Below are 22,535 nucleotides of genomic sequence, written 5' to 3' on the forward strand. Positions count from 1 at the left end.
CTCAGTCCCTGGCATTCAGGACTAAGACCGCTTAAGTGATTTTTATTTTTTTGCTGTTTACTTGACGGGATGAGTTTCTCTTTTAGACCGATAACAGGTTGTACAGCACCTGGGCCATTTCGGAACGGGTCGTGGTACCTGTCGGGTTAAGCTTTCCGCCGCTTCCTGAGATGATCCCGACTTTGACCAGCGTGCTCATCGCAGTCTTGGCGTAATTCGAGATCTGACCGGCATCGACGAAATCGCTTGTGGTTGTACTGCCGGTTGTCTCAGGCAGTTCGCCCAGCACATCCAACGCACGGTAGAGCAGCGTGAACATATCCTGCCGGGTTATCTGGCTGATAGGTGCGAATTTATTGTCGCCAACGCCGTTTGTGATGCCCAGTCGCTTGGCCGCCGCCAGGTAATTCGTGTAGTAGGTGTTGCCTGCATCGGAGAAGTTATCCGTAGGCTGCTCTGCGGCATCGATACCATAGGCACGCATCAGCATGATAAGGAACTGGCCTCGCGTCAGCGTCGCATCGGGGCTGAAGACGCCATTGCCTATGCCATTGGTGATCCCACGGGCTGCATTGAAGGTAACAGCGTCATAGTACCAAGCTGTCGCAACCACGTCGTTGAAGGTTACCTTGTTGTAGCCAACGACATATCTCGAGAAGTGCTTGGTTGTGATTTCCACCATTCCGGTTTTTAGACTGTATTTGCCAAGAACGGTCTGGAGCTCACCGCTGTCACGGATGTAGAAGACGACGATGGCGTTGTGGTCCTCGCTAGGCAACAGGGTGTACGGCAGACTGATTTTCACTTTCCCGCCGCCGAAGTTGGAAACCGTCGTTCCCCCCGCGGTGACCGTGAAGTCGTAGATCGGCCTGCCACTGACCTGCGCTTTCGTCCCCTCGGACATACCCGAGGTGTCCGCTCTGGCAACGCTGATCTTGATATCCCCTAAGGAAGACGCCGAGTTTATCGTATCAACCGAGGTTGCGTCGAAAGTCACGATACCGATTCCAGCATCTACCGTCAGTTCGGCGTCTGTGTCGGTGGCGAGGCTGCTGAACGAATCCTTCAGGATCGTAACCTCCGCCGACATAGCCGATTTAGCCGAATCCAGCTTGATCTTTACGTCGGCCTTCCTGCCTGCTTTCTCTGCCGCCTTGGCGCCGTCTATCAGAGCGGAAGCAGTTCTGGAATCGACGCTGCCCGTGGCTTTGCCTGAGCTGTCGGTGGAACCGGTTAGCGTGAAGCTGATGGTATCCGTATTTCCGAATGTGCTAATCTCAACGAAAGGAGAGGTAGTCGTGTTGCCGCCTGAGCCGCCGCCGATATTACCGCCGGACGGGGCGGAATAGACTGGGATGTCGATTTTCAGAACATGGCTCTTGTTGCCCGCCGCGTCCTTCGCCACGATGTAAATATCCTTCGCACCCGCGTTGAGGCTGGTAAGTGAAATCATTACCTCCTTATTGGCTTCGTAGGCTGTGCCATTGCCGATCGTGTCGATCGTTGGCGCATCGGCTTCATCGCTCACGACTTTGTAGTAATAGGTTCCGGCTTCATTGGAAGTAAACTTCACCGTTGCGGCGCTGTCGCTGGTACGGCTCACGGTTCCGGCGGTCAGTGTCGGAGCCGTCGTATCGGATGCGCCTTCTTGTGTTGTAAAGGAATCAAGCTCGCTGTAAGCCTTCCCCGCGGAGTTAGACGCGACGGCAAGCCATGTGTGGTTTGTTCCTGAAGCAAGGTTGTCCACTGAGACGGAAGCCGAGGCGTTATCGGCCGCCGTCGTACCGAGGGCAGCGTTGTCGAACATGACGGCGTCCATGGCGCTAACCGTCAGTGTTTTCGGTGCCGTGTCAAAATCCAGGCTGAGCTCGTATATATCCTCGGCGTATGCTTTCGCACCAACTCCATAAGAGCTCAATTTAGGCGTGTCGAAGTAATTATAATCATTCAATTTTGGAGAATAGGAATTCATATAGACCTTACCGTTTGCAAGATCAAAATACAGGGTCTTGTAGTAGGCGTTCCCGCCCTGTTCTCCGGTCTGGTAATCTGTGAGAATCTGATAGACCGTGCGCTCTTTTACTCCGTCTCCATTGTCATCATACGCCGTGACGTTGATGGAGGCTCCGTGATAATGTCCGCCAACCACCAGCTTCACGTTGGGGTTCTTGGAGACCACCTGATTTTGCCAGTAGACACCGGCATCGTCCACATCAGCGGTCGCACCCAAGTAATTGTGGAAGGCCAAAATGGCGATACGGTCCGGGTATTCCGCCAGGACCTTGTTCATCCAGGCAGCGGCATTCTGATCAAAATCATAACTCATATAGACGAAGATCAGGTCTTGACCCCCGGCTGTGACGAGATCGTAGTGGCCTAGATTATCTTCGTAGGAACCGCCGTAAACATTGCTGCCCTTGAAGCGGTCCTCTCCGAAATAAGTCTGGTAATTTAGATATTTGGCGTTATGGTTTGCAATGTCATGGTTGCCGGCAAGGACGCCGTAAGGCAATTTAGCATCCTCCAGTATTTTCATATACTGATTGGCATGCTGCCATTGATATATCTCATCGATGTCATCCACAACATCGCCGGTGTGCACGACATAACGGATGTCCATACGATCCTTATTGCTGGCAATATAATTATTTAGGATTTCGAAGTTCGCAGGGTAGCTTTCCGAGTAATACTGCGTGTCGGTCTCCCAGGCGATGGAAAAATCGTACTGAGTCGGCTCACCCGTGCCGTCCCAGACATAATTGTTGGCAACCGTACTGCCATGATCGGCTTTAGTAGTTGGCAACATCTCGCTGCCTCTTCCTTGGGCGAGCACATAGACCTTTCCGTTCGATATATAGTCGCCGGTCGCGATTACCGAGGTGACTTTACCATCCTCATAAGTAGAAGTTAGCGGAATCCACCGGTCGGCTGCGCTGCTGTGCACATAGAGGCGTACGTCTTTGCCATAATCCGTGCTGGCTGCAAGCGAGACCCGAAGAGAGGTATCTGCATCCTGCACATCGAAGGCGTACATCTGATACGGAAGACTGCCGTTGTCGCTTGTAACCGCGCCGAGGGTACCGGACTCAGCGTTGGCCGTACCGTCGCCATGGCCCTGATAGACTGTTATGCCATTGCCCACGGTCAGGGCTTGCGCCTCGTGAAAAGAAACCTCCGCGCCGTCTCCGCCGCTCAGGACAGCCGTCAGCGTTGCCGAATCTGCGTTCACGTCTGACGAGGATACATTGGCGAATGCAGGGTAATTTTTACTGGACGAGAAGGTCCACGTTTTCGTTCCGGTATTCCCATGAGCATCCTGCACGGAAGCTTTTAGCGTATGGGTACCTGGGGCGAGTGCAGAGCCATTGAAGCTTGTCCCGTTCAGAGACGCCCCATCCAGTTCAAGCGTCAGCGAATCCATCATGACTTCCGAAGCATCTGTATATTGAGGTAAAAACGCATACGCACCGTCAATTTGTTCCGGAACATTGGCGCTGATCACGGGAGCTGTGTTGTCCACTTTCACGTGAATGTCCTTGGTGCCGTTTCCGGAGGAAATGGTTATGGTATGACTTCCGTCCGAAACCAGCTTGGTATCCCAGACTTTGCCGTTTGCATTCATAGATCCGTGCGGAACGGTGAAATGCAGCTCGACATAACGCTTGCTGCTGTTCAGCGTCACGAGATCCGAAGTCTTGACGGAGCCGTCCGGATATACAACTATACCGTTAGAAAGCACCAAGGAGAAATTCGTCACATTGAAGTTGTCGGTAGCGGTGCCGGGTGTGATATCCAATGCGTCGATTTCAGTACCTGCGTTGACACGGATGGTCACGTCAGCGTCACCGTTCTGATTAAACGTAAAGAGATTATTGTCAATCCTAACAGCGCGGGAGGGCAGAACGTCATACCAGCGCGAGAATACCTGTACGAGCTTTCCGTTTGCGGTAATAGCATCTTTGGGACCGTCCAGCCCGCTAATGTCCAGGGCAAAATAAGCGCCCTGCTCAAGCCTGCGGGTACTGTCCACTGAAGTGCCGTCGATACTGATGTCTACAGCAGCGTCATCGCCTGCTCTTCCCACGACGTCGACGGTGCCGGAAACCGTTTCACCCTCGGACAGGTTCGAACGCAGGCCCGTAAAATCGTTGTTGCTGATTACGGTGACTCTGTGAACGGGTGTAACCGCCGAGCGGAACGTGTTTTTGGCTTCCAGATAATATTCGATGTAATCACTATTCAGATAACGGTCGGCGCCAATTTCAACGTAGAATCTTCCGGGCGTCCGTATATTAAACGAGTTTCCCGCCAGGGAACGCCAAGGGCTGGATTCATTCGTACGGTAATAGATCACAAAGCTCTTGACGCCGGTTGAATCCACATAGCCATAGGGAATGCTGAGATCCGTTCCCTCCTGGACCGTGTCATACTGGCCGGGTTCAAAAAGCGGCGTCAGCACGGGAACAACACCGGGATCGGATTTGACCGTCTTTTGATCATCGCTTACCCGGCCGGCGGTGGGAGGATCCTGCGTAGCGATGGAAAGAGCTTCGGGCTGTCCCTGCGCCGCCTGAAGATGAACGCTGGAGCCTTCCGTCGCGCCTGCGTCGGTTGAGACGTAGGTGTAGGAAGATACCGTTTCGTTATTGCTTTTCGCAACGATGGCTAACTTAGCCTTCGTATTTCTTAGAGCCGTCTGATTCTTGATGGAAAAGACGGGCACGCCATCCGGAATCCCGTTGCTTGCACGGAAGGCGGCCTCGTCGGGCATCGTTTTCCCTTTGTTCTCCAAATCGACGCGTCGTACCCAGAACACGGCAGGCGTATGGGCCGGTATGATCAACTCGGTTTCACTATAAGTAAACGTCTTGTCTGCAATACTCGCTGTGTCCATATCGGTATAGACCAGGTCGTAGTTTGCTCCGAAATCCACATCAAAGTCCGAGGCGTTGTAGATCTCGATGTAATCCTCGCTGTCTATGGTCGCGCCGCTGAGGCCTGTATATTCATTGTTGCGCGCAATGTCGTTGGGGAGGATCTCGGTCAGAAAGAGCACCGGGCTTCCAGCTGTCGTGTAGGCATCAATGTCTATCTTCAGCGGATCGCTGACCATATTCGACGAGTCCTTCAGCACAATATAGATATCCTTGGCGCTGCTGTCGGTAAGCGTCGTCAGCGTTATCGTCGTCTCGGAATTCGCGTCGATGGCAGTACCGCCGCCGGTTGAAGTATCGATTGTCGGGGCGGGAGCGCCGTCAGCGACGACCTCGTAATAATAGGTACCGGCTACATAAGTAGTAAACGTCACGGTTGCCGCGCTTTCGCTAGTGCGGCTGACGGTTCCCGGCGTGACAATCGCCTTGGGCTTGACCGTCTTTTGCTCATCGCTCACCCGGCCGGCAGAGGCGGGAGCCTGCGTAGCAATGGAAAGGCAGGCGGCTTGTCCCTCCACGGCCCGGAGATAGACGCTCGAGCCCTCCGTCGTACCCGCGTCAGCCGTGACGTAGGTAAAGGTGGAGACCGTTTCATTATTGCTTTTCGCAACGATAGCCAACTTGGCTGTTGAATTTTTCAGAGCCGTCTGATTCGTAACGGAAAAGACGGGCACGCCATCCGGAACCCCCGTGCTTGCACGGAAAGCAGCCTCGTCGGGCATGGTTTTCCCTTTATTCTCCAAATCGACACGCCGTACCCAGAACACAGCAGGCGTTTTAGCCGGGATTTTCAACTCAGTTTCATTATAAGTAAAGATCTTGTCTACACTAGCAGCTGTATCCAAATCGGTATAAACCAGGTTGTAGTTTGCCCCGAAATCCAACTCCGAGTCCGAAGCGTTGTAGATCTCGATATAATCCATGCTGTCTATGGTTGCGCCACTAAGTCCTGTGTAGGTGGTATTGCGCGCAATGTCATTGGGGAATATTTCGGAAAGCCATATCATTTGTGAAGTCGAACCGTTATCGGTCTCCAAAGCCCATGCGGCCGTTGGTTGCAGCAGCGTAAAAACAGTTAACAGTGCCAAAAGACAAGAAAGATACTGCTGAAAGCGTCTTTTCATATTCTCTAGCTCCTTCTTCTACTTGTGAGTGTCTGGATGTCGTTCTTTCATTGTTTTGCTTACCATCACGCCAATTCAGATGATGAAAGGCGGTAAATTGAATTATTCTCGTCAGACTCTGCTTAAACAGCCATTCTATAATCTCGGTGCAGATAACCAGTGGAACTTGGCAACTGACTCCCTACACCGTTCGATGCTCACGCCTCCTTTTGTATATATAATTGCAAATTAGATTGTTATTTTTATACATATCCTTGCATCCCTCGAAATAATAACAAAAATATCGCATAAAACATGAAGTCATTTGTAAAGCACTCGTTAAGTATTCGTAAATATCACAGCGAAACTGTGCATGGCCATCATAGTGCCCAGCAAGAAGAACGAATAAAGCACAAATACCGCCAAATGCTCGTTGTGAGACATCCGGCGGTTATTTGTAATCATGGTATATCTGCGTGGTTTTTTACAAAAGAGCAGCATTTACAGGGCGAAATCAAATTAGTCATTTGCATCCCGGGTTTGGATGAAAAAATACCACTCTTGCCGGAGTGGTATTCTGATTATTCCATGTTTAATTGATAAGTTTCATAACCTCTTCAGCTAATTCCATTGCAACAGCGAGTTTGATCTGTGACTATCCGTCGTGGTGTAGTCATTCTAGGGTATAGTATAGGAAATTTGGTTGGTTCCATGGATGGCAATGCGATCATTAAGAATATAATTCTGACTTTCGCCCTACTTATGATAGGGTTCAGCCTAACGGTGCTATCGGCGAAAAATCCCTTAAAGTATGTCGCGTGACAGCCTTGATGGGTCACGAAGACGACGGACTGCGGGGCAGTTGCCCCGAGTACGTCGAACTGCTCGACTTAGACGACGGACTCCAGGCGTACAAAGTCGTTGTGCTGTACGACAACGAATACCTGACGACATTCTTCACGCAAGCTGGAGCACACGATGAGGAGGTGGAACAATGGCTTGAAAGAGCAGGCGGAAAGAAGCTGACGGTGAACGAACCTGTTCTTCAGATGCTGAAAGAGACGTTCGATCGGACTTACAGATCGTTCCCTGTTTGCAAATTTCTTTCGCGAATGGCTTCTTCCGTTCGTGGGACAAGAAAATCTACGAACATTGCCGCGTTCACTTGCACTTCCTCGATAAATGGACGGAAACTCTTATTATATTCTTGGAACGCAAGTTCAAAATCGCCATCGCTTTTTTGAAAAGCATCGGCCAAAGCGGCCGCCCCGTCTATTGCGAGCGATCCACCCATGCCGGCAGCCGGAGAGGTGCAATATCCTGCATCACCGACTAGCGCTACCCTGCCTTTTGTCCACGACGGCATTTTCATTTGGCAGAGCTTGTCGAAGTAAAAAGTTTTCGAGTTCTTTACTTCTTCCAACAATTCCGGCATTCGCCAGCCCATTCCGAAAAACTGATTCAAGATGATATTTCGCTGCTGCTCTTCGTTTCTGTAATCGTATGGGATTTCCTTCTCCGAAGAAAAACAGAGGACGATATCGGTTTTATTGTTGTAGGCGTTCAGCATGACTGCCCTTCCCGGCTCATTGTACACCTGCGTCGTATTCTCCCGGATTAACAACTTATCCACGATCGTGATAGAAAAATAAGTTTTAAGGAAATGCGAAAATTCCGTTTCCTCGCCAAAGCTATATTTTCTGACGGCCGAATGAATACCATCGCAGCCAAATACCAGGTCAAACGTGCGCTTTTCGCCCCCTTTAAAAGCTACGTCGACGCCGTTACCTTCTTCCATCAACGACGTTATGCTATCTCCGAAAATAAACTCGACATCATCCTTGATCGCCTCGAACATGATATTCAACAACACATCTCGCTCGATTTCATATTCCTCGTCTTTAAGCTGTTCGCGGATTACCAATCTTTCGATGACATCTTCGGAATTTCTGAATTCCATCGCTTCCATGTCTATTTTGTTCGACTGGATTTGGTCGAGTAGCCCCATACGTTTCACGATGTCGACGGTATTCTCGCGGATATTTACAGGTGTGCCACCTTTTTTGAGACCTTCGGAGATTTCAACAATGGTCACGTTGTAGCCCAACTGATTCATCCAGTAGGCTGTTGAGATGCCGGCGAAACTTGCCCCGCTAACTAAGACATTTTTCTTCATATTCAATCCCTCCGCCTCTATTCGTATAATGTCGATGTTGTATAGGGTACGATAGGTTTATGAACTGAATATTAACAAAATCGTGCGGAGACGGGCGTGTGTTCCATAAGAGGTACGGTACAACAGAAACCGAAATACTTTTGAAATTTTTAGGTATGGCTGTTTTAGGCATTGTAGAATCCTTTATATTGAGTCAACCTAGCACCAGCACAGAAGATACAGCAAAACAAGTGGGAGCATTACTAGAGCAGAATATCACGATAGCCTCTAATATCCATCAAAAAAAGTCCTAAATTCCTTTAGGAACCTCTACATAATTTCTTTAAAACCAGGGTACACACAACCCAATTTTTCGCCCTACTTATGATATGGTTCCCCCCGATTTATCTTCACTGCCCGATAAATCTGCTCCACCAGCACCAGCCGCATCAGCTGGTGCGGCAGGGTCATGCGCCCGAAGCTCAGCTTCTGCTGGGCGCGGCGCAGCACGGCGGGAGACAGGCCCGTGCTCCCGCCAATGACAAAAGCCACGTGGCTCCGCCCATACGTGGCTAATCGATCGAGCTGGCCCGCGAGATCCTCGCTGGACCATAGCTCGCCCTCCAGCGCAAGCGCAACGACATGCGCTTCCGGCTTAAGCTGCGCGAGCAGCCGCTCACCCTCGCGCTCGCGGACCATCACTTCCTCCGCCGCGCTCATCGTCTCCGGCGCGCGCTCATCGGCTACTTCCGTGAGCACCAGCTTCACGTAAGGCCCGAGACGCTTCGCATACTCGGCGATCCCCATCGCCAGGTATTTCTCCTTCAGCTTCCCCACCGCCGCAATCTGAATCAGCATCGGCTACACCACCAGATACTCGGCGGCCCGCTCGCACAGATCGCAGGTATCCGGCTTGGTCCACTCCGAGAACGTCGTGGTTTTCAAATCGACAATATCCGGTGCATCCTCATAATCGTCGACAAATTTATCAATCGCCAGTTCAACATGCTCCTTGCATACACAATACATTCGATGCTTGTCCCCCCATGATGGATTCTATCGTTTTTTGTCCGACCGCTTACATGCGAAAGGATCAGCCCACCCTGAGCATCCCTCACGCCGGGACGCCTGCACAGGAACTGATCCGCTTCACGCCTATCCTCTAGTTTTCCGTATTTTCACCCAGTTTAAACGCAGCCGTCTTCTTCTTGCCGTCCCGGTAATACGTAATCTCGATCTCGTCGCCGATGGTCTTCTTCCCGTACAAATATTTGCGCAGGTCCATCGTGCTCCCGATCGCCGTCTTATCCAGCTTCACGATTACATCATTGAACTTCAGGCCCGCCTGCTCAGCCGGTCCCACCGCCTGCAGCACGATAACGCCAGCCGTCACGTCCTTGGGCAGCTTCAGCTCATCAGCCGTGGCTGGCGCCTGCTCATCGGCAGCAGAATCCCCATCGCTCTCCGTGCTGGTGTCTGGATCCGCACTGGAATCCGGGTCTTCTCCGGTATCCCCTGAGTCGTCCGCATTCGGATCCCCCAGCCCCAGCGCCTGCTGGGCAAAATACTGATCCAGATCCATCGTATAGACGCCCAGATAAGGCCGGTCTATCTTGCCATTCTTAAGCAGGCTCTGCACGATCGGCATCGCGATATGCGAAGGAATCGCAAAGCCGACACCCTCCACGCCGAAATCCGCTACCTTCATGCTGTTGATCCCAACCACCTTGCCGTCGAGATTAATCAGCGGCCCGCCGCTGTTGCCCTGATTAATGGAGGCATCAATCTGAATAACCTCCTGCTCCCAATCGTACACGCCATCCTGGCTGAGCGAGACGGGAATGACCCGCTTGGTCTTGCTGACAATCCCGAGGGACAGCGAATCGCTGAGACCCAGCGGATTGCCGATCGCCATGACCCACTGACCGGCCTGCAGATCGTCCGATTCGCCAAACTCCGCCACCGTGTCGATTCCCTTGCCGTCAATTTCCAGCACCGCGAGATCGGTTATCTGATCCTTGCCGACAACCTTCGCGTCAAGCGTTCTCCCGTCGCTCATCACGGCTTTCAAGGCTTCCGCATCCGCCACCACATGATAGTTCGTAATGATATGAGCCTTGCCCTTCACCTTCTCGAAAATAAATCCCGAACCAAGGGCGGCCTGCGCCAATCCGTTGTCACTATCTTCTGTCCCCGAGGATGCATCGCCGCCGTCTTCGTTCCCGAAGGCAGGCAGCGATTGTTCATTAATTATACTTACGACCGCCGGGCGCACCTTCGCCGCCGCCTGGATCGTCTTATCCATCGGATCTGCCGCATTCAGGGAACTGACCGGAGCCGATGCGCCGCTTACCGTATTTCCGGACCGGTCGAATCCGGTAACCATACCGAACACCAGCACGACCGCAATCGCGCTGACCAGCGACGACGTTACGACAATACTGGTATTGGACCACTTCATGCTGCTTCTCCTTCGGGATGAGAAGGGCTTTTCTTCCTTTTTGGCCGAACGGGTGCGGCGGGATACGCGTGTGGAATAGAAATCGTCGTCGAACAAGCTCATCTATAATCGCTCCTCTCGATGCCTCGGACATCAAGATCATTTTTTTACAAATCTAGGAATGATATCGGAAGAATAGACTAGAATAGTAATAGGAACACAATAACGGTTAGTGTGGCATAGGCCACATTCAGTTGGTGCTAACCTCTGTTATGGTAATAGCCACACTCGAATTTGCAGTCCTGTTGGCAAGAGAGCAACGGTCCGTTAAATGCATCTGCACGCCTCTACTCCGTTATTACCCTGTATGTACATTTAAAATCTTTTATTTTTAAAGGAGCGAAAAAATGATATGACAGGCAAATCATCCGCCGCGCTGGATCATCTGAATCTGGCCGCCAAGCTCGCCGATCTCAAGAATGACCATTATCGTGTCCTGCTGACGCTCAGCGCCTTATCCGACATTCTGATCGAGAAAGGCCTGATGACCAGAGAGGAGCTTGAGCAGAAAGCCGCAATGCTCGACGTTCAGCTTGAATCGCTTATCGACGCTTCACTTCATCCCATGGCGTAGGCTTATTATGATAGGTTTCCCGCAGGGGATACTCGTCCTTGCGGAAGAAGAAACCATTGCTCTCTAATATGTTATTCACCGTGAGCTTGGCCAAATCCATTAAATTGTGGTCAAGGCTCAAATGAGCCAAATAAACACGCTTCGTCCGGTCCGTCAGCAGCTGGCACAGAGCCTCGCCGGCCGCTTCATTCGACAGATGGCCGAGATCGCTCAGTATCCGTCTTTTGATATTCCAGGGATACCGCCCCATCCGCAGCATGTCCACATCGTGATTGGACTCCAGCACCAGCACATCGGAATCCTCCAGCACCAGCCGCACCTTATCGCTCACATAACCCAGATCCGTCGCTAGGCCCAGCTTCTCGCCTTCATAATCGAAGGTGTAGCCGACCGGCTCCGCGGCATCATGCGAGATCGCATACGAGGTTGTCTTCATCGACCCGAAGGTGACCGACTCTCCCGTCTCGATGACCACCCGCTTCTCGGCGGCGATCTGTCCCACATGGCGCTCCAGCGCCTCCCATGTCGCCTGATTGGCGTAGATCGGCAAATTAAATTTCCGCGCGAATGCGCCCAAGCCCTTAATATGATCGGAATGCTCATGCGTAACCAGAATCGCGTCCAGGTGATGCCCGGCAACACCGCGTTCGCGCATGAGCTCCTCCATCTTCTTCGTGCTCAGTCCCACATCGACCAGCACGGTCGCACTATCGCATTGCACAATGGTCGCGTTCCCCGTCGACCCGCTGGCAAGCACCGTAAATCGAAGTCCCATAGCTTCTCGAACCTGTCCTTTCCCCTGCTCCCCATCCTTCTCGACGACCCAACCGTACTCCAGGTTGCACCTGATACCCAATTCTAACATTTCTCATCTGATAGTTTCACAGAATTGTTTCCGTAATCCAAGAAGAAACGGCTGTCGCCGTCCTTTTGGCGGCGGCCCAGCTCATTTCTTCCTTAGAGCTTATAGAACTGTACAAGAGTGAACATATGGATTCTATAGAAGGTTCCAAAAATCACGAGACCGTCTCCACCTCGCCGCTAACTGCGTCCACGTAATAATAGGCGCTGTTATCCTCCAGAAGCACACGCCAGGAAGGCGACCAGAACTGCGTCTCCGAGTCAAAAGGCTGACCGTGATAGCCAAGCTTGATCTCCCGGATTACCGCCCCGTTAGGCAGATGAAGCTCAATCAGGCTTCCCAGCGCCTTCGTTGCCGAGATCACAGTCTGCGCCGGCGCTTCCTCGCCTGTAACAAGCTCGATCGCATCCTGGCGGTACGCCGTAATCTTCTGGTTGCTGTAGAACAGCTCAAGCTTCACATCGAACATCGGCCGGTTTTCGACCATCCGGTTAAAGACAAATTCAACATCCCGGTCGGAATCGAAGCCATATTGATCCAGATCCGGAATAACCGCGCCCAGATCGCTCTGCAGCTCCTTCTCGTTGAACACGATCTTGCTCTCGACCGGCTTCTCCAGCTCGTGACGCTCGCCGATGCCGAGCTTGTTCGTCACACGGAAGGTCAAATCCCGCAGCTTGGGGGTATCCGACGGAATATGCATGTTCGCGGCAAAAGATATATCCTTCTGCTGCATTATAGCCAGCGTATCAGGCGGCAGGGAATTGGCGCCGGCGTTCGCGCTTTGCCCTTCCCGGATGTTCAGCCAAAGCTGATAGCCGAGTATGACATTCAGCAGCAGGAACGCAAATATGAGCACACTCTTCGCCCTGCCCCAATCCATCGGTTGACCCCCTTCGCATGCTTATTTGGTCTTGCCATTCCCCGATTCCAAGGCAGAGCCGTCAACCGGCGGCAGCGCCGCTCCGCCCGGCTCGCCGGGCTTCGGCTTCCTGGTCAATGAGGCGATCAGCACCTCCTGCGTACCGTCTTCCAGCCGGACGGTCCATACAGGCTCAAGCTTCAGAACATTGTCATCCTCGGTTGTGGCAAGCACAGCCGGATAAAGTGCAGCAACCTCGCCCCGCCGGCTGTAGTGTGCCAGCTCGCTCTTCAAGGATTCACCGCCGGGAAGCCATCTGACCTCCTGGGATTCCGCCTTCTTATCCAGCGTAATAAGCGATCTCGCGTACTCGGAGACGACTCCCTGCTGCAGCCTGAGCTTCATCTCTCCGAACATGAACGGATAGTTCGGCACAATCGGATAGGCGCCATAGAACTGCGTGCTGTAATACTGCTGGTAGCTGACGCTCAGCGTATTCATCGACTCCGAATGGATCAGCCGGTGAATGCCGTCCCAGCCGCCATGCTGATTGATGAATTTGATCGATTCATACACGTTCTCGCTCTCGCTGTCGCTCCCGCCCTGGCCGGCGACAGGATCGGTATAGCTGATCCATTTGCCGTTCTGCTCCACCTGCAGGCCTCGCTTGCCGTCCGTGAAGATCTGCGAACCGCTGCGATCGACAATCGCCCGTGTTACGCCGGGATCGAAGAACAGATTACGCTGCATTTGCTCCGGCGAGTACGTCTGGTATTTGACCATCGCCTGCTGGGATTCTATCGGACCTGCCGGAATGTACAGATCATCCTCAACCGGTGTATAAGCGGTCTGAAACTCACCGAATCCGACATACATCTGCACATCCTGCGCGGTCAGATCCGCCTTGACCGACTCATAGACAGTCGTCCCGTTCGCGCTGAAGAAATACGTCCGCACCTCTTCCCGTTCGCTGCTCTTGAAGATCCAGATCCTGTCAATCACATCATCCAGAAACTGCAGATCGCCCTCGAGCTTCAGTACCTTGCCGAGCAGCTCTACCGGAACGCCCGTGCCAAAGCGCAGCTCGACACCCTGGTCATTGTCGCGCACCGCATCCCAATCGAGCACGGAAACGGTATTGCGCTGAAACCCTTTGAATTCGCGGCTTTGAATTTTGGTATAGATCAGATTGAAGAAATTCATCGCCGGATAAAGAACCGTATGTTTTCCTTTACCCATATGAAGCACAATATCCTCGGGAAAAATCAGATTTTCGAGCTTCCCTTCCTGCCCCATCGACTCCGTAGGCACATAATCCTGCGCTGACGATGTCGTAACGCCCAAGCCCGGCATGCTGTAAGCCAGCAAATAGCTTTGCAGCAGACTCATAATAACGAGCGCGGCAAGCAGCCCGGTCTTCGTTTTTTCCATCATGCCCGCTCACCTTCCTCTTGCGGAGCCGGCAGCATGACCGTAACCGTAGTCCCTTCATTCAGCTCGGAATCGAGCGAAATCGAGCCTCCATGCGCCTTTACAATTTCCCGGGCAATAGACAGCCCAAGACCTGTGCCGCCCATATTGCGGGAGCGTGCTTTATCCACCCGGTAGAAACGCTCGAAGATGCGGTTCAAATCCTTCTTCGGAATGCCGATCCCGGTATCCTTGACGCTGATTGCCACCATGGCCGGGTCCAGCCTGCGGGCGGAAATCACGATCCGCCCGCCATCAAGCGTATATTTAATCGCATTGGAAACCAGATTGTCGAGCACCTGATCGATCTGGTCGCGGTCGAGCCAGATGGAATCGATGCCTTCCTCGACATCTACCTCCGCACGAATCGACTTGTTCCGCAGCTGAAATGAAAACCTGTCCGCCACTTCCTCCAGCATCTCGGGAACCCCGGTCTGCTGCCTGCGGAGCGGCGCCTGATTGGAGTCCAGCCGGGAGAGATGCAGCAGGTCGGTGACAAGCCGGATCATCCGCTCCGTCTCATTGCGGATAACTCCGACGAACCGCTGACCAAGCTCCCGCTCCTCCATGGCCCCGTCATCCAGCGCCTCGGTGTAGCTCTTGATCGTCGTCAGCGGCGTCCGCAGCTCATGCGATACATTAGCTACGAATTCCCGCCGCGACTGCTCCAGCCGCTCCTGCTCGGTGACATCCTGCAGCACTGCAATGGTGCCGGAGATGCCCTTGTCCCGCCGGTGAATCGGCGTGAACGTCACACGCATGAGCTCATCCTCATCGCCGGCTGACTGGACGTGATGGTGGACGACGGACACTTCCTCATTGCCGCTGAGCAGCTCGGAGAGCTTCTCCCCATCCAGTCCGAACAGCTCGTTCAGACGCAGGCCCTCGCACTCATCCTCGCGCAGCATTTCCCGGGCCCGGCGATTGGTGATCATGACGATGCCATGCTCATCGGCCGCAACGACGCCGTCGCTCATATTCGCCAGAATGGAGGAAATCTTGTCCTTCTCCTCTTCATTGGCCGAGAGCGCATCGCGCAGCCGCATCGTCATATCGTTGAACACGGCGGAGAGCCGCCCGATTTCGTCATCCCCAAGCACCGGAACCTGCTGGTCGAAGCGGCCCTCGGCGACCGCCGCCGCCTGACGGGTCAGCCCCTTGATCGGATTCGTGATCGTATGCGCCAGCAGCACGCCCAGCACGCCGGTCAGTCCCAGCGCAAAGATCATGCCCGACATGAAGATCCGGTTAATGCGGTCGACCGTCTGGTACAAATCCTTCATCGAGGCCACCAGATAGACGGCTCCGACAATTTTCTCCCCGTTCATAACCGGCTTGGCGATAATTTTCTTGCGGACCCTGTCTTCATCAATGACATCTTCTTCATTGTCGCGGATCCCCTGCAGGGCGCGGCTGACTGTAAGCGAAGTATTCTTCTTTCCTATATACGACTGGTGGGCCTGAAGAGAGGTGGCCAGCACCTTCCCCGTGGCATCCAATACCTGGATTTCCGCTTCATTGATGCTGAACAAGCTGCGCACGAGCATATTCAGATCTTCTTCAGTCGTCTGTTGACCGCTTGTTTCTGCCGTATTGCCGGGTTGTCCGGATAACGTCTGGGCCGCAAACTCCGAGAGCAGGTTAGCCTGTTCATTCATGTTCTTCGCAAACGTACTTGTCAGCGATGTCTTCATCGTGCTGATGAAGTAAACCCCGATCAGCTGCATCGCAATAAGAATCAGCAGCACATAAATGATAATCAGCTTCACCTGGATGCTGCGGAAGAAACGAATTCCGTTCATCCGTACCCGAATCCTCCGGACTTCGGATTACGCATCAGATAGCCAAGGCCCCGGCGTGTCAGAATATATTCCGGACGACTCGGATCGTCCTCTATTTTCTCCCGCAGCCTCCGGATCGTGACATCGACTGTCCGTACATCGCCGAAATATTCAAACCCCCATACCGCCTGCAGCAGATGCTCCCGTGTCATCACTTTCCCGCTGTTGCGGGCCAAATAATACACAAGCTCATATTCGCGATGCGTCAGATCCAGCGGCTCGTTATCCTTGTACACCACATACATATCCGTATCGATGAACAAGTTGAAAATTCCGAGTCCCTGCTTCTCGTCTTCCGCGCTCCCGCCGGAGGTATTACCGGATATGGTAACGTCCGCCTTCTGCCGCCGCAAATGCGCCTTCACGCGGGCAAGCAGCTCCCTTGTGCTGAACGGCTTCGTCACGTAATCATCCGCACCCAGCTCAAGACCCAGCACCTTGTCGAGCTCCGTATCCTTGGCGGTCAGCATAATGATTGGCGTCTGGAGCCGGCTCCGCACCTCGCGGCAGACATCCATGCCATCCTTCACTGGAAGCATCAGATCCAGCAAAATCAAATCCGGCTGCTCTTCAAAAGCCAGCCTGACTGCTTCCCCGCCGTCAAAAGCGCAAATGACCTGGTAGCCTTCCTTCTCCAGGTTGAACTTCAGAATATCCGCAATCGGCTGTTCATCGTCTACGACCAGAATTTTACCGTGCATCGTCACACCGCCCCATCACTTGTGGCTAGTTTTTATTTATCGTAATATCAGGGTTGCCCTGTTTCATTATTGTAAACTCCCTTCTATTCTATCATAGGAGCGACCCTGTTCCCAAATGAAACTTCCCTCATGCCTCCCGTCCATATACAGGCAGAAAAACCGACAAAAAAAGCACCGCTGCGGCGTTTAAGCCGAGGGTGCCGATAAATGCGAAACCTATAAATATTTGATCGGATTTTGCAGATCGCCGTCTTTATGAATCTCAAAATGCAGATGAGTGCCGAAGGAATGACCGGTATTTCCCATGATGCCGAGGACATCGCCCTTCTCCAGCGTCTGCCCCACCTTGACGGAAATTTTGCTTAAATGTCCGTAGAGTGTTTCATATCCGTTTTTATGGTTAATAATTACACAGTTGCCATATCCGCTTTTCTCTCCGGCAAAGCTCACGACGCCGGTGTCTGCTGCCATGACGTCTTTGTCGCCAACCATATCGAGGCCCTTGTGCATGCTTCCCCAGCGTCCACCGAAGCTGCTGGTAACCGTATGTCCGCTTACCGGCCAGGAGAAGCTTCCCGTGCCTTCGCCAACGAGCTTGGTGCCCTTCATGACGATTTCAGGAATGGTTTTCTGCAGCACCTGTTCACTGACCAGCACCTCCTTCATGAGGTAGCCGTTCTGCTTGACAAGCTGATAGAGCAATGTTTTCTTGCCGCTTTTTCCTTCGCGGATCACTTTGGATTCGCCTATTTTCATATTGCTGTTTTTCTGGACCACCGTGCTTGGTTCAATGATCAAGGTTTCCGTTACATTCTCGACCGTCTCAACGGTTACCTGCGGCTTGAGCACGGTCAGATCGAGCACTTCGCCTTCTTTGATCATATCATCTTCAATCCAGTTGTTGCGTTCATAGATCACCTGGGGTGAAATATTGAATTTGGCTGCGATACAGCCGATGCAGTCGCCTTTTTGGACCGTATACTTGGTGGGGGTAACTGTGCCTTTTACGAGCTTTAAATATAAGGCGTCAGGATCGGCAATGTCTTTGGGCTGCACATCCGCCGTTTTCGTTTCGACCTTCTCCAGAATCTTCACGGATTTGAGCGCCGTGGTCGGCTTGTCGGTTGACTCGGTACTGGTGGCGTTGAAGGAAAGCGCCTTAACCTGGGGCAATTTGGCCTTCGCTGCTTCCTGGGGAGCGAATTTTTTCTCCACCTGCTTCAGCAGCGAATCCGCCGTTGCCTGATCCTTCACGATTCCGACGGTCTTCCCGTTAACCTTAAGCTCAACTCCGGTAGCATGGCTGGTTATCAGACTCTCCAGCTTCGCCAGGGTCGCTTCACTTTGCGGCTCTGCTTTGTAAGCGCTTTTATGCTCGTATGTTACCTCACCGGTTTCCACGACCATATTCACATTGGGATTGGCGGCTGTAATTTCCGCCTGCTTGCGGCTGATGAGCGCATTAACCTGATCCTGGGAGCTTAAATCGCCGATAAGCTGGCCGTCCCTGTATACTTGAACAAAATCGACTGTATGTGCTTTTATGTATTGGCTGCCGCTGAATCCTGCAATAACCAGCAGAACAAGGGCGCCGCCAAGAATTGCGAGTGGTTTCTTATGCTTCAAAACGGTCATGATTGGCTCCTTTTCGCGTTCTCGTTCAGTCAAATGACCAAATCCGACATTGGAAAATTGTACATGGATGGCTACGAATTACTTTAGCACATGCCATATACGGGGATCAACCAAACCGCTCTTTATCAAAAATTAATATTTTTTCAGAATTTCCATCATCCGGTCGTATTCGGTCCTGTCCAGATTTTGCGCGATCAGCTGCTGAACCTCCGTCATTTCCTCGGCAGTAAGCCCGCCCTCGATTAAAGTGGAGATGCGCTGCCACGAATCCGCCGGCAGTTTTTTCATAATAACGCTAAACATTTCCTGCTTGTCCTCGTCGCTCATGCTGTCCTTCGCGGCATTCAACTGATCCGTCGTCATCGCCATGCCTTCCTCCGACGCTTCGCCCGTCTGGCTTGAGCTGCCGCTGGAAGCGCTGCTGTTGCCTTTGGGCCCCGTTCCACCGCCGATGTCGGTCAGCGTACCGGGCTCATCGCCGAACGCGTCTACAGCCAATGGCGTATCTTCCCCACCTGGACTAGCAGCATCCTCGTCAGCCGGCGGCATACCGCTCCCGCCAGACGTTTCACCTGTCGAAGTCACATTGCTGTCTCCAGAGGCTTCTTCGCCCGCTCCATCGCTGCTGCTTTCATTGTTGTCGCCCGCTTCGGCCGTAGAGCCTTCTTCAGTCACGGTATTATCCGTATTCGAACTGGAATCCCCCAGTCCCGGGATACCGGAATCATCTGTTCCTGTTGTCGAATCCGCTTCGGAACCTGTCTGGCTTGCGCTATCCGACTCTTCATTCTCCGATTCCGGATTTCCCGATGCTGTTTCCTGGCTCTCAGACTTCTCCGGTGCCTGATCGGCCCCCCACAGTCCGCCCCAAACCCCGCTCATCGCAAAAGGTGTTTGCTCCAAAGGGATGTTGTACTGCTTCAGCAGCGTTTCGACATAACTGTTCACCACATATCCCGTCGTCCAAATGGACAGGAAGCTGATAATCAGCCCTGCTGCAACCGCCCTGCCCAGCCATCCGGCCATTTTCCACATTGTAATCATCCTCCGCATGCTCTACCTGCTTTCTTCTTTCGAATCTATGATGGACTCTACCGGAAACCTATACTTTCCAGTATGGGCAGTCATGATAGGAACCATTCAATCGAAAATGGAAAATGTTTCATTCCATTCCCGCTCCGGGCCGCAGGATGAATGGCATGGACAGGCAGCAGGACTTTTTGCAGCTGCCGTAAGCGAGAGGAAAAGCAGCGTTTATCATGCTTTCAACAGCGCAGCCAGCTTGTACTCTCTTAACTAAAATGGAATCTATAAGGACGCTTCGCTCATGGTGGCGTGGCCGTATCCGCTCCACATTTAGAAGAAGCAGCGGCAACAAAGGGATGAAGTTCTCTGTGACCTACCCCTTTGGTCCTAAACACCTCACAGCGAAAAACGGTCATTAATCTATTTTGCAAGATCCCATCCTCTGGTATAGCAGCAAGCAGCGAGTTTCTTCCCCTCTATAATTCTTAATTTCAAAAAAAAGACAAAGCCTCCCTTGGAAGGAGACTTTGCCTGATTGCTTTCTTTCTTATTTCCAGTGCAGCATACGCTGCTATTGGATGTCATTCACCAGCACAAACTGCGGTCTTTCACTCACGTTAACCGTAACCTTGCCGCTTGCGATCGTAAGTGCCGATGGAACTCCATCGGTGTCTCCGGAAGCCATCGCAATCTTCGTCGCGCTCGTTGGCGAGCCTGTCAGCGTAAGCTGATAATTATTAACGGTCGTATTATTGCTGGTAGGCGCCCATACCGCATAAGCCCCGCCGCTTCCCGTCGCGCTCTTGAATTTATAGATTCGTACGTTTATGTTACCCGAGGCGACTTCGCCCGAATACCTCATGCCGCTCAGACGGTTCTTCAACGTGTAGACATAATACCAGGAGATTTTCGGAGCCCAGTTCGTGCCCGGACTGTCGGCCGCATAGGCTTTTCTCGTACCAAACTCCAGTGCGCTTACCATCACCGTGGAGAAAGCAAGCGCCAGCACCAGCACAACCGAAACAATCTTTCTCATACGTAAATAGCCTCCTTATTATCCTTTTGGTCCTTGAAGATGGCATGCGCGTTAAGCAAGAACTTTCGCGGGGTGTAAAAGACATCTGCCTTACGTTCTGAGGTCATTCCGGCATCTGCCTGTCTTCTGGTACAAGCCTGCCAGCAGCCCAGCCGTCCCTCCCCTCGCTCGGGTTTGTTGAAGATAAGTTCATTCTAGCACGCCCTGAAAGCGCTATTATATATTGATATCTTTACCTTGTTGTCTTTCTTTGTCCAATTTGACCGGCAATAAAGGAATCGAAAACCCGGAGTCGAAATGTATCCTATCGCCAATGGGGCTGCATATTCATGCAACCGCTTCATCAGAGGGGCCAGGAGCCGTTTTGTCCAATTTCAATGAAAAGAGAGGCTGATCTGCGATGAAAATAAGTCTGAACCGCTTTCCCGGCGGCCTGCAAAAAGCGTTCACCATGAGTTATGACGACGGTGTCGACCATGACCGCCGTTTGGTAGCCCTATTTAACCGGTATGGCATCCGGGGTACCTTTCATCTGGTATCCGGCTCGCTGGACAGCCCCGGATATTTAACCTCAGGCGAGATCGCCGCTCTCTTCGCTGGCCATGAAGTGTCGGGCCACTCTATTCATCACCCCCATCTGACGCTCGTTCCTCCGGAAATCCGGGTAGCCGAGCTGTATAACAGCCGTCAGAAGCTGGAGGAGCTTGTCGGCTATCCCGTCAAAGGTATTTCCTATCCCTATGGCACCTACAATGAGGAGCTTGCCGCCGGACTGCCCTACCTCGGCCTCCAATATGCCCGGACTGTTACTTCGCATGGCCAGTTCAGGATGCCGGATGATTTTCTGCGCTGGTCCCCAACCTGCCACCATGATGATAAAGTGATGGAGCATGCGGAGCGGTTTCTGAAGGAAACACCGATGGAACGGATGAGTCTCTTTTACGTTTGGGGACACAGCCATGATCTTGAACGCAATGGAAACTGGGCATTGATGGAGGAATTCTGTGCTTTTATGAGCGGACATGCGTCCGTCTGGTATGCAACGAATGCGGAGATTGCAGCGTATATGCGCGTACTGCGCAATCTGGAATTTTCGGCAAACGGACACATTGTTTATAATCCCTCTGCCGCCCCTGCCTGGATCACGGTGGACGGGAAAAGCGTGGAGCTTCCTGGCGGGTCTACCTCTTGTGTTTGCTCCCCCTAAATCCCCCAGAGGGGGACCCCAAAGGGTCTCCGACCCTCTGGACACCCGGGGTAGAATAACGTTGGAGCCGCAGAGAATCGCGCTTTAGTTACTTCGTGCCAGGAGCGTTTTCGTCCCTCTCGGGACACACTTTTATTTTGCACTCCCGTGGCGCCCGGTGGACTTCGTCCCTGAGTAACGTTGGCGTGATTGAGTTGATCGGATGAGTATGTTTATGAAACGAGCCTACTTTACCCGGGTGTGGAATAACGTTGGAGCCGCAGAGAATCGCGCTTTAGTTACTTCGTGCCAGGAGCGTTTCCGTCCCTTTCGGGACACACTTTCTTTTTGCGCTCGAGTGAAGCCGGGTGGACTTCGTCCTTTGGGGTAGTCAGAGGATCAGATTTCATAGATTTTCGCTCCTTTTTCGATGCGATTCAGAAACCTTCTTTTGTTCAAGTTACCACGATGTGCCGGACCTAAATCACATTCAGATGAAATCTCTATTAATTCCAGTCCCTGATCAGGAGGATTGAAAAAAGGATATCGATCGGCTCACGCCTTCTTCTAACGGCGGAGCAAGAATTCCTGCAGACTAGGCAGGAATGAGAATTTTGTATTCTATATAGAATACAAAAAGGACAGCGCTT

15 protein-coding genes are annotated in these 22,535 nt (G+C 52.4%); 2 read left to right on the plus strand and 13 right to left on the minus strand.

Annotated features, from left to right (window positions below; translation table 11 throughout):
- Positions 1 to 82: 82 nt before the first annotated feature.
- From AC0YOB_RS19680 to AC0YOB_RS19700, 5 genes are all read right to left on the minus strand, one after another.
- Positions 83 to 6,058: an S-layer homology domain-containing protein gene (locus AC0YOB_RS19680; RefSeq protein WP_475794196.1), complete on the minus strand. Its 5,976-nt coding sequence runs from the start codon at positions 6,056 to 6,058 to the stop codon at positions 83 to 85.
- Positions 6,059 to 7,112: 1,054 nt separating this feature from the next.
- Entirely contained in the window at positions 7,113 to 8,213 is a 1,101-nt protein-coding gene (locus AC0YOB_RS19685) for an FAD-dependent monooxygenase (RefSeq protein WP_475790621.1), read from the minus strand.
- A 357-nt stretch (positions 8,214 to 8,570) separates the two neighbouring features.
- Positions 8,571 to 9,050 carry a 23S rRNA (pseudouridine(1915)-N(3))-methyltransferase RlmH gene (gene rlmH / locus AC0YOB_RS19690; RefSeq protein ID WP_475794197.1) on the minus strand — a complete coding sequence of 160 codons (480 nt, stop codon included), beginning with the start codon at positions 9,048 to 9,050 and terminating at the stop codon, positions 8,571 to 8,573.
- A gap of 3 nt (positions 9,051 to 9,053) precedes the next feature.
- Positions 9,054 to 9,221, minus strand: a complete 168-nt coding sequence (locus tag AC0YOB_RS19695; RefSeq protein ID WP_210046636.1) for a CxxH/CxxC protein — start codon at positions 9,219 to 9,221, stop codon at positions 9,054 to 9,056.
- 133 nt (positions 9,222 to 9,354) lie between these two features.
- Positions 9,355 to 10,755, minus strand: a complete 1,401-nt coding sequence (locus tag AC0YOB_RS19700) for a S1C family serine protease (protein WP_475794198.1) — start codon at positions 10,753 to 10,755, stop codon at positions 9,355 to 9,357.
- Between the two features lie 289 nt (positions 10,756 to 11,044).
- On the opposite strand from AC0YOB_RS19700, the gene AC0YOB_RS19705 reads away from it, so the two are divergent.
- The gene (locus tag AC0YOB_RS19705) at positions 11,045 to 11,266 is read left to right on the plus strand and encodes a hypothetical protein (protein ID WP_210046634.1); all 222 of its coding nucleotides are present in this window, start codon (positions 11,045 to 11,047) and stop codon (positions 11,264 to 11,266) included.
- Here AC0YOB_RS19705 and AC0YOB_RS19710 read toward each other — a convergent pair.
- The 8 genes from AC0YOB_RS19710 to AC0YOB_RS19745 all read right to left on the minus strand — a co-directional run bounded on the left by AC0YOB_RS19710 (position 11,235) and on the right by AC0YOB_RS19745 (position 20,699).
- On the minus strand, positions 11,235 to 12,041 hold the full coding sequence (locus tag AC0YOB_RS19710) for an MBL fold metallo-hydrolase (RefSeq protein ID WP_210046641.1): 807 nt from the start codon (positions 12,039 to 12,041) through the stop codon (positions 11,235 to 11,237). The genes AC0YOB_RS19705 and AC0YOB_RS19710 overlap by 32 nt on opposite strands.
- A gap of 241 nt (positions 12,042 to 12,282) precedes the next feature.
- The gene (gene yycI / locus AC0YOB_RS19715) at positions 12,283 to 13,011 is read right to left on the minus strand and encodes a two-component system regulatory protein YycI (protein ID WP_475790625.1); all 729 of its coding nucleotides are present in this window, start codon (positions 13,009 to 13,011) and stop codon (positions 12,283 to 12,285) included.
- Between the two features lie 21 nt (positions 13,012 to 13,032).
- Positions 13,033 to 14,424 (minus strand): YycH family regulatory protein, encoded by a 1,392-nt coding sequence (locus AC0YOB_RS19720; RefSeq protein WP_475794199.1) that lies wholly within the window; start codon positions 14,422 to 14,424, stop codon positions 13,033 to 13,035.
- Positions 14,421 to 16,262, minus strand: a complete 1,842-nt coding sequence (walK, locus tag AC0YOB_RS19725) for a cell wall metabolism sensor histidine kinase WalK (protein ID WP_475794200.1) — start codon at positions 16,260 to 16,262, stop codon at positions 14,421 to 14,423. The genes AC0YOB_RS19720 and walK overlap by 4 nt, the downstream gene beginning before the upstream one ends.
- Positions 16,259 to 17,002 (minus strand): response regulator YycF, encoded by a 744-nt coding sequence (yycF, locus tag AC0YOB_RS19730; RefSeq protein WP_475769404.1) that lies wholly within the window; start codon positions 17,000 to 17,002, stop codon positions 16,259 to 16,261. The genes walK and yycF overlap by 4 nt, the downstream gene beginning before the upstream one ends.
- Before the next feature lie 216 nt (positions 17,003 to 17,218).
- Entirely contained in the window at positions 17,219 to 18,637 is a 1,419-nt protein-coding gene (locus tag AC0YOB_RS19735) for a peptidoglycan DD-metalloendopeptidase family protein (RefSeq protein WP_475794201.1), read from the minus strand.
- Between the two features lie 132 nt (positions 18,638 to 18,769).
- Positions 18,770 to 19,672: an ICP22 family protein gene (locus AC0YOB_RS19740; protein WP_475794202.1), complete on the minus strand. Its 903-nt coding sequence runs from the start codon at positions 19,670 to 19,672 to the stop codon at positions 18,770 to 18,772.
- Between the two features lie 562 nt (positions 19,673 to 20,234).
- Positions 20,235 to 20,699, minus strand: a complete 465-nt coding sequence (locus tag AC0YOB_RS19745; RefSeq protein ID WP_475794203.1) for a hypothetical protein — start codon at positions 20,697 to 20,699, stop codon at positions 20,235 to 20,237.
- A gap of 400 nt (positions 20,700 to 21,099) precedes the next feature.
- Here AC0YOB_RS19745 and AC0YOB_RS19750 point away from each other — a divergent pair, with 400 nt between their 5' ends.
- Entirely contained in the window at positions 21,100 to 21,906 is an 807-nt protein-coding gene (locus AC0YOB_RS19750; protein WP_475794204.1) for a polysaccharide deacetylase family protein, read from the plus strand.
- The last annotated feature ends 629 nt before the right edge of the window (positions 21,907 to 22,535 follow it).

The sequence above is a fragment of the Paenibacillus sp. JT31N17 genome (genome assembly GCF_056269255.1).

Coding starts and splice junctions, on each gene's coding strand:
- walK (WP_475794200.1), bottom strand. CDS start 16,262: ATGAACGGAATTCGTTTCTTCCGCAGCATCCAGGTGAAGCTGATTATC.
- AC0YOB_RS19700 (WP_475794198.1), bottom strand. CDS start 10,755: ATGAGCTTGTTCGACGACGATTTCTATTCCACACGCGTATCCCGCCGC.
- AC0YOB_RS19680 (WP_475794196.1), bottom strand. CDS start 6,058: ATGAAAAGACGCTTTCAGCAGTATCTTTCTTGTCTTTTGGCACTGTTA.
- AC0YOB_RS19695 (WP_210046636.1), bottom strand. CDS start 9,221: ATGTATTGTGTATGCAAGGAGCATGTTGAACTGGCGATTGATAAATTT.
- AC0YOB_RS19705 (WP_210046634.1), top strand. CDS start 11,045: ATGACAGGCAAATCATCCGCCGCGCTGGATCATCTGAATCTGGCCGCC.
- yycF (WP_475769404.1), bottom strand. CDS start 17,002: ATGCACGGTAAAATTCTGGTCGTAGACGATGAACAGCCGATTGCGGAT.
- AC0YOB_RS19710 (WP_210046641.1), bottom strand. CDS start 12,041: ATGGGACTTCGATTTACGGTGCTTGCCAGCGGGTCGACGGGGAACGCG.
- AC0YOB_RS19740 (WP_475794202.1), bottom strand. CDS start 19,672: ATGTGGAAAATGGCCGGATGGCTGGGCAGGGCGGTTGCAGCAGGGCTG.
- yycI (WP_475790625.1), bottom strand. CDS start 13,011: ATGGATTGGGGCAGGGCGAAGAGTGTGCTCATATTTGCGTTCCTGCTG.
- AC0YOB_RS19745 (WP_475794203.1), bottom strand. CDS start 20,699: ATGAGAAAGATTGTTTCGGTTGTGCTGGTGCTGGCGCTTGCTTTCTCC.
- AC0YOB_RS19735 (WP_475794201.1), bottom strand. CDS start 18,637: ATGACCGTTTTGAAGCATAAGAAACCACTCGCAATTCTTGGCGGCGCC.
- AC0YOB_RS19685 (WP_475790621.1), bottom strand. CDS start 8,213: ATGAAGAAAAATGTCTTAGTTAGCGGGGCAAGTTTCGCCGGCATCTCA.
- AC0YOB_RS19720 (WP_475794199.1), bottom strand. CDS start 14,424: ATGATGGAAAAAACGAAGACCGGGCTGCTTGCCGCGCTCGTTATTATG.
- rlmH (WP_475794197.1), bottom strand. CDS start 9,050: ATGCTGATTCAGATTGCGGCGGTGGGGAAGCTGAAGGAGAAATACCTG.
- AC0YOB_RS19750 (WP_475794204.1), top strand. CDS start 21,100: ATGAAAATAAGTCTGAACCGCTTTCCCGGCGGCCTGCAAAAAGCGTTC.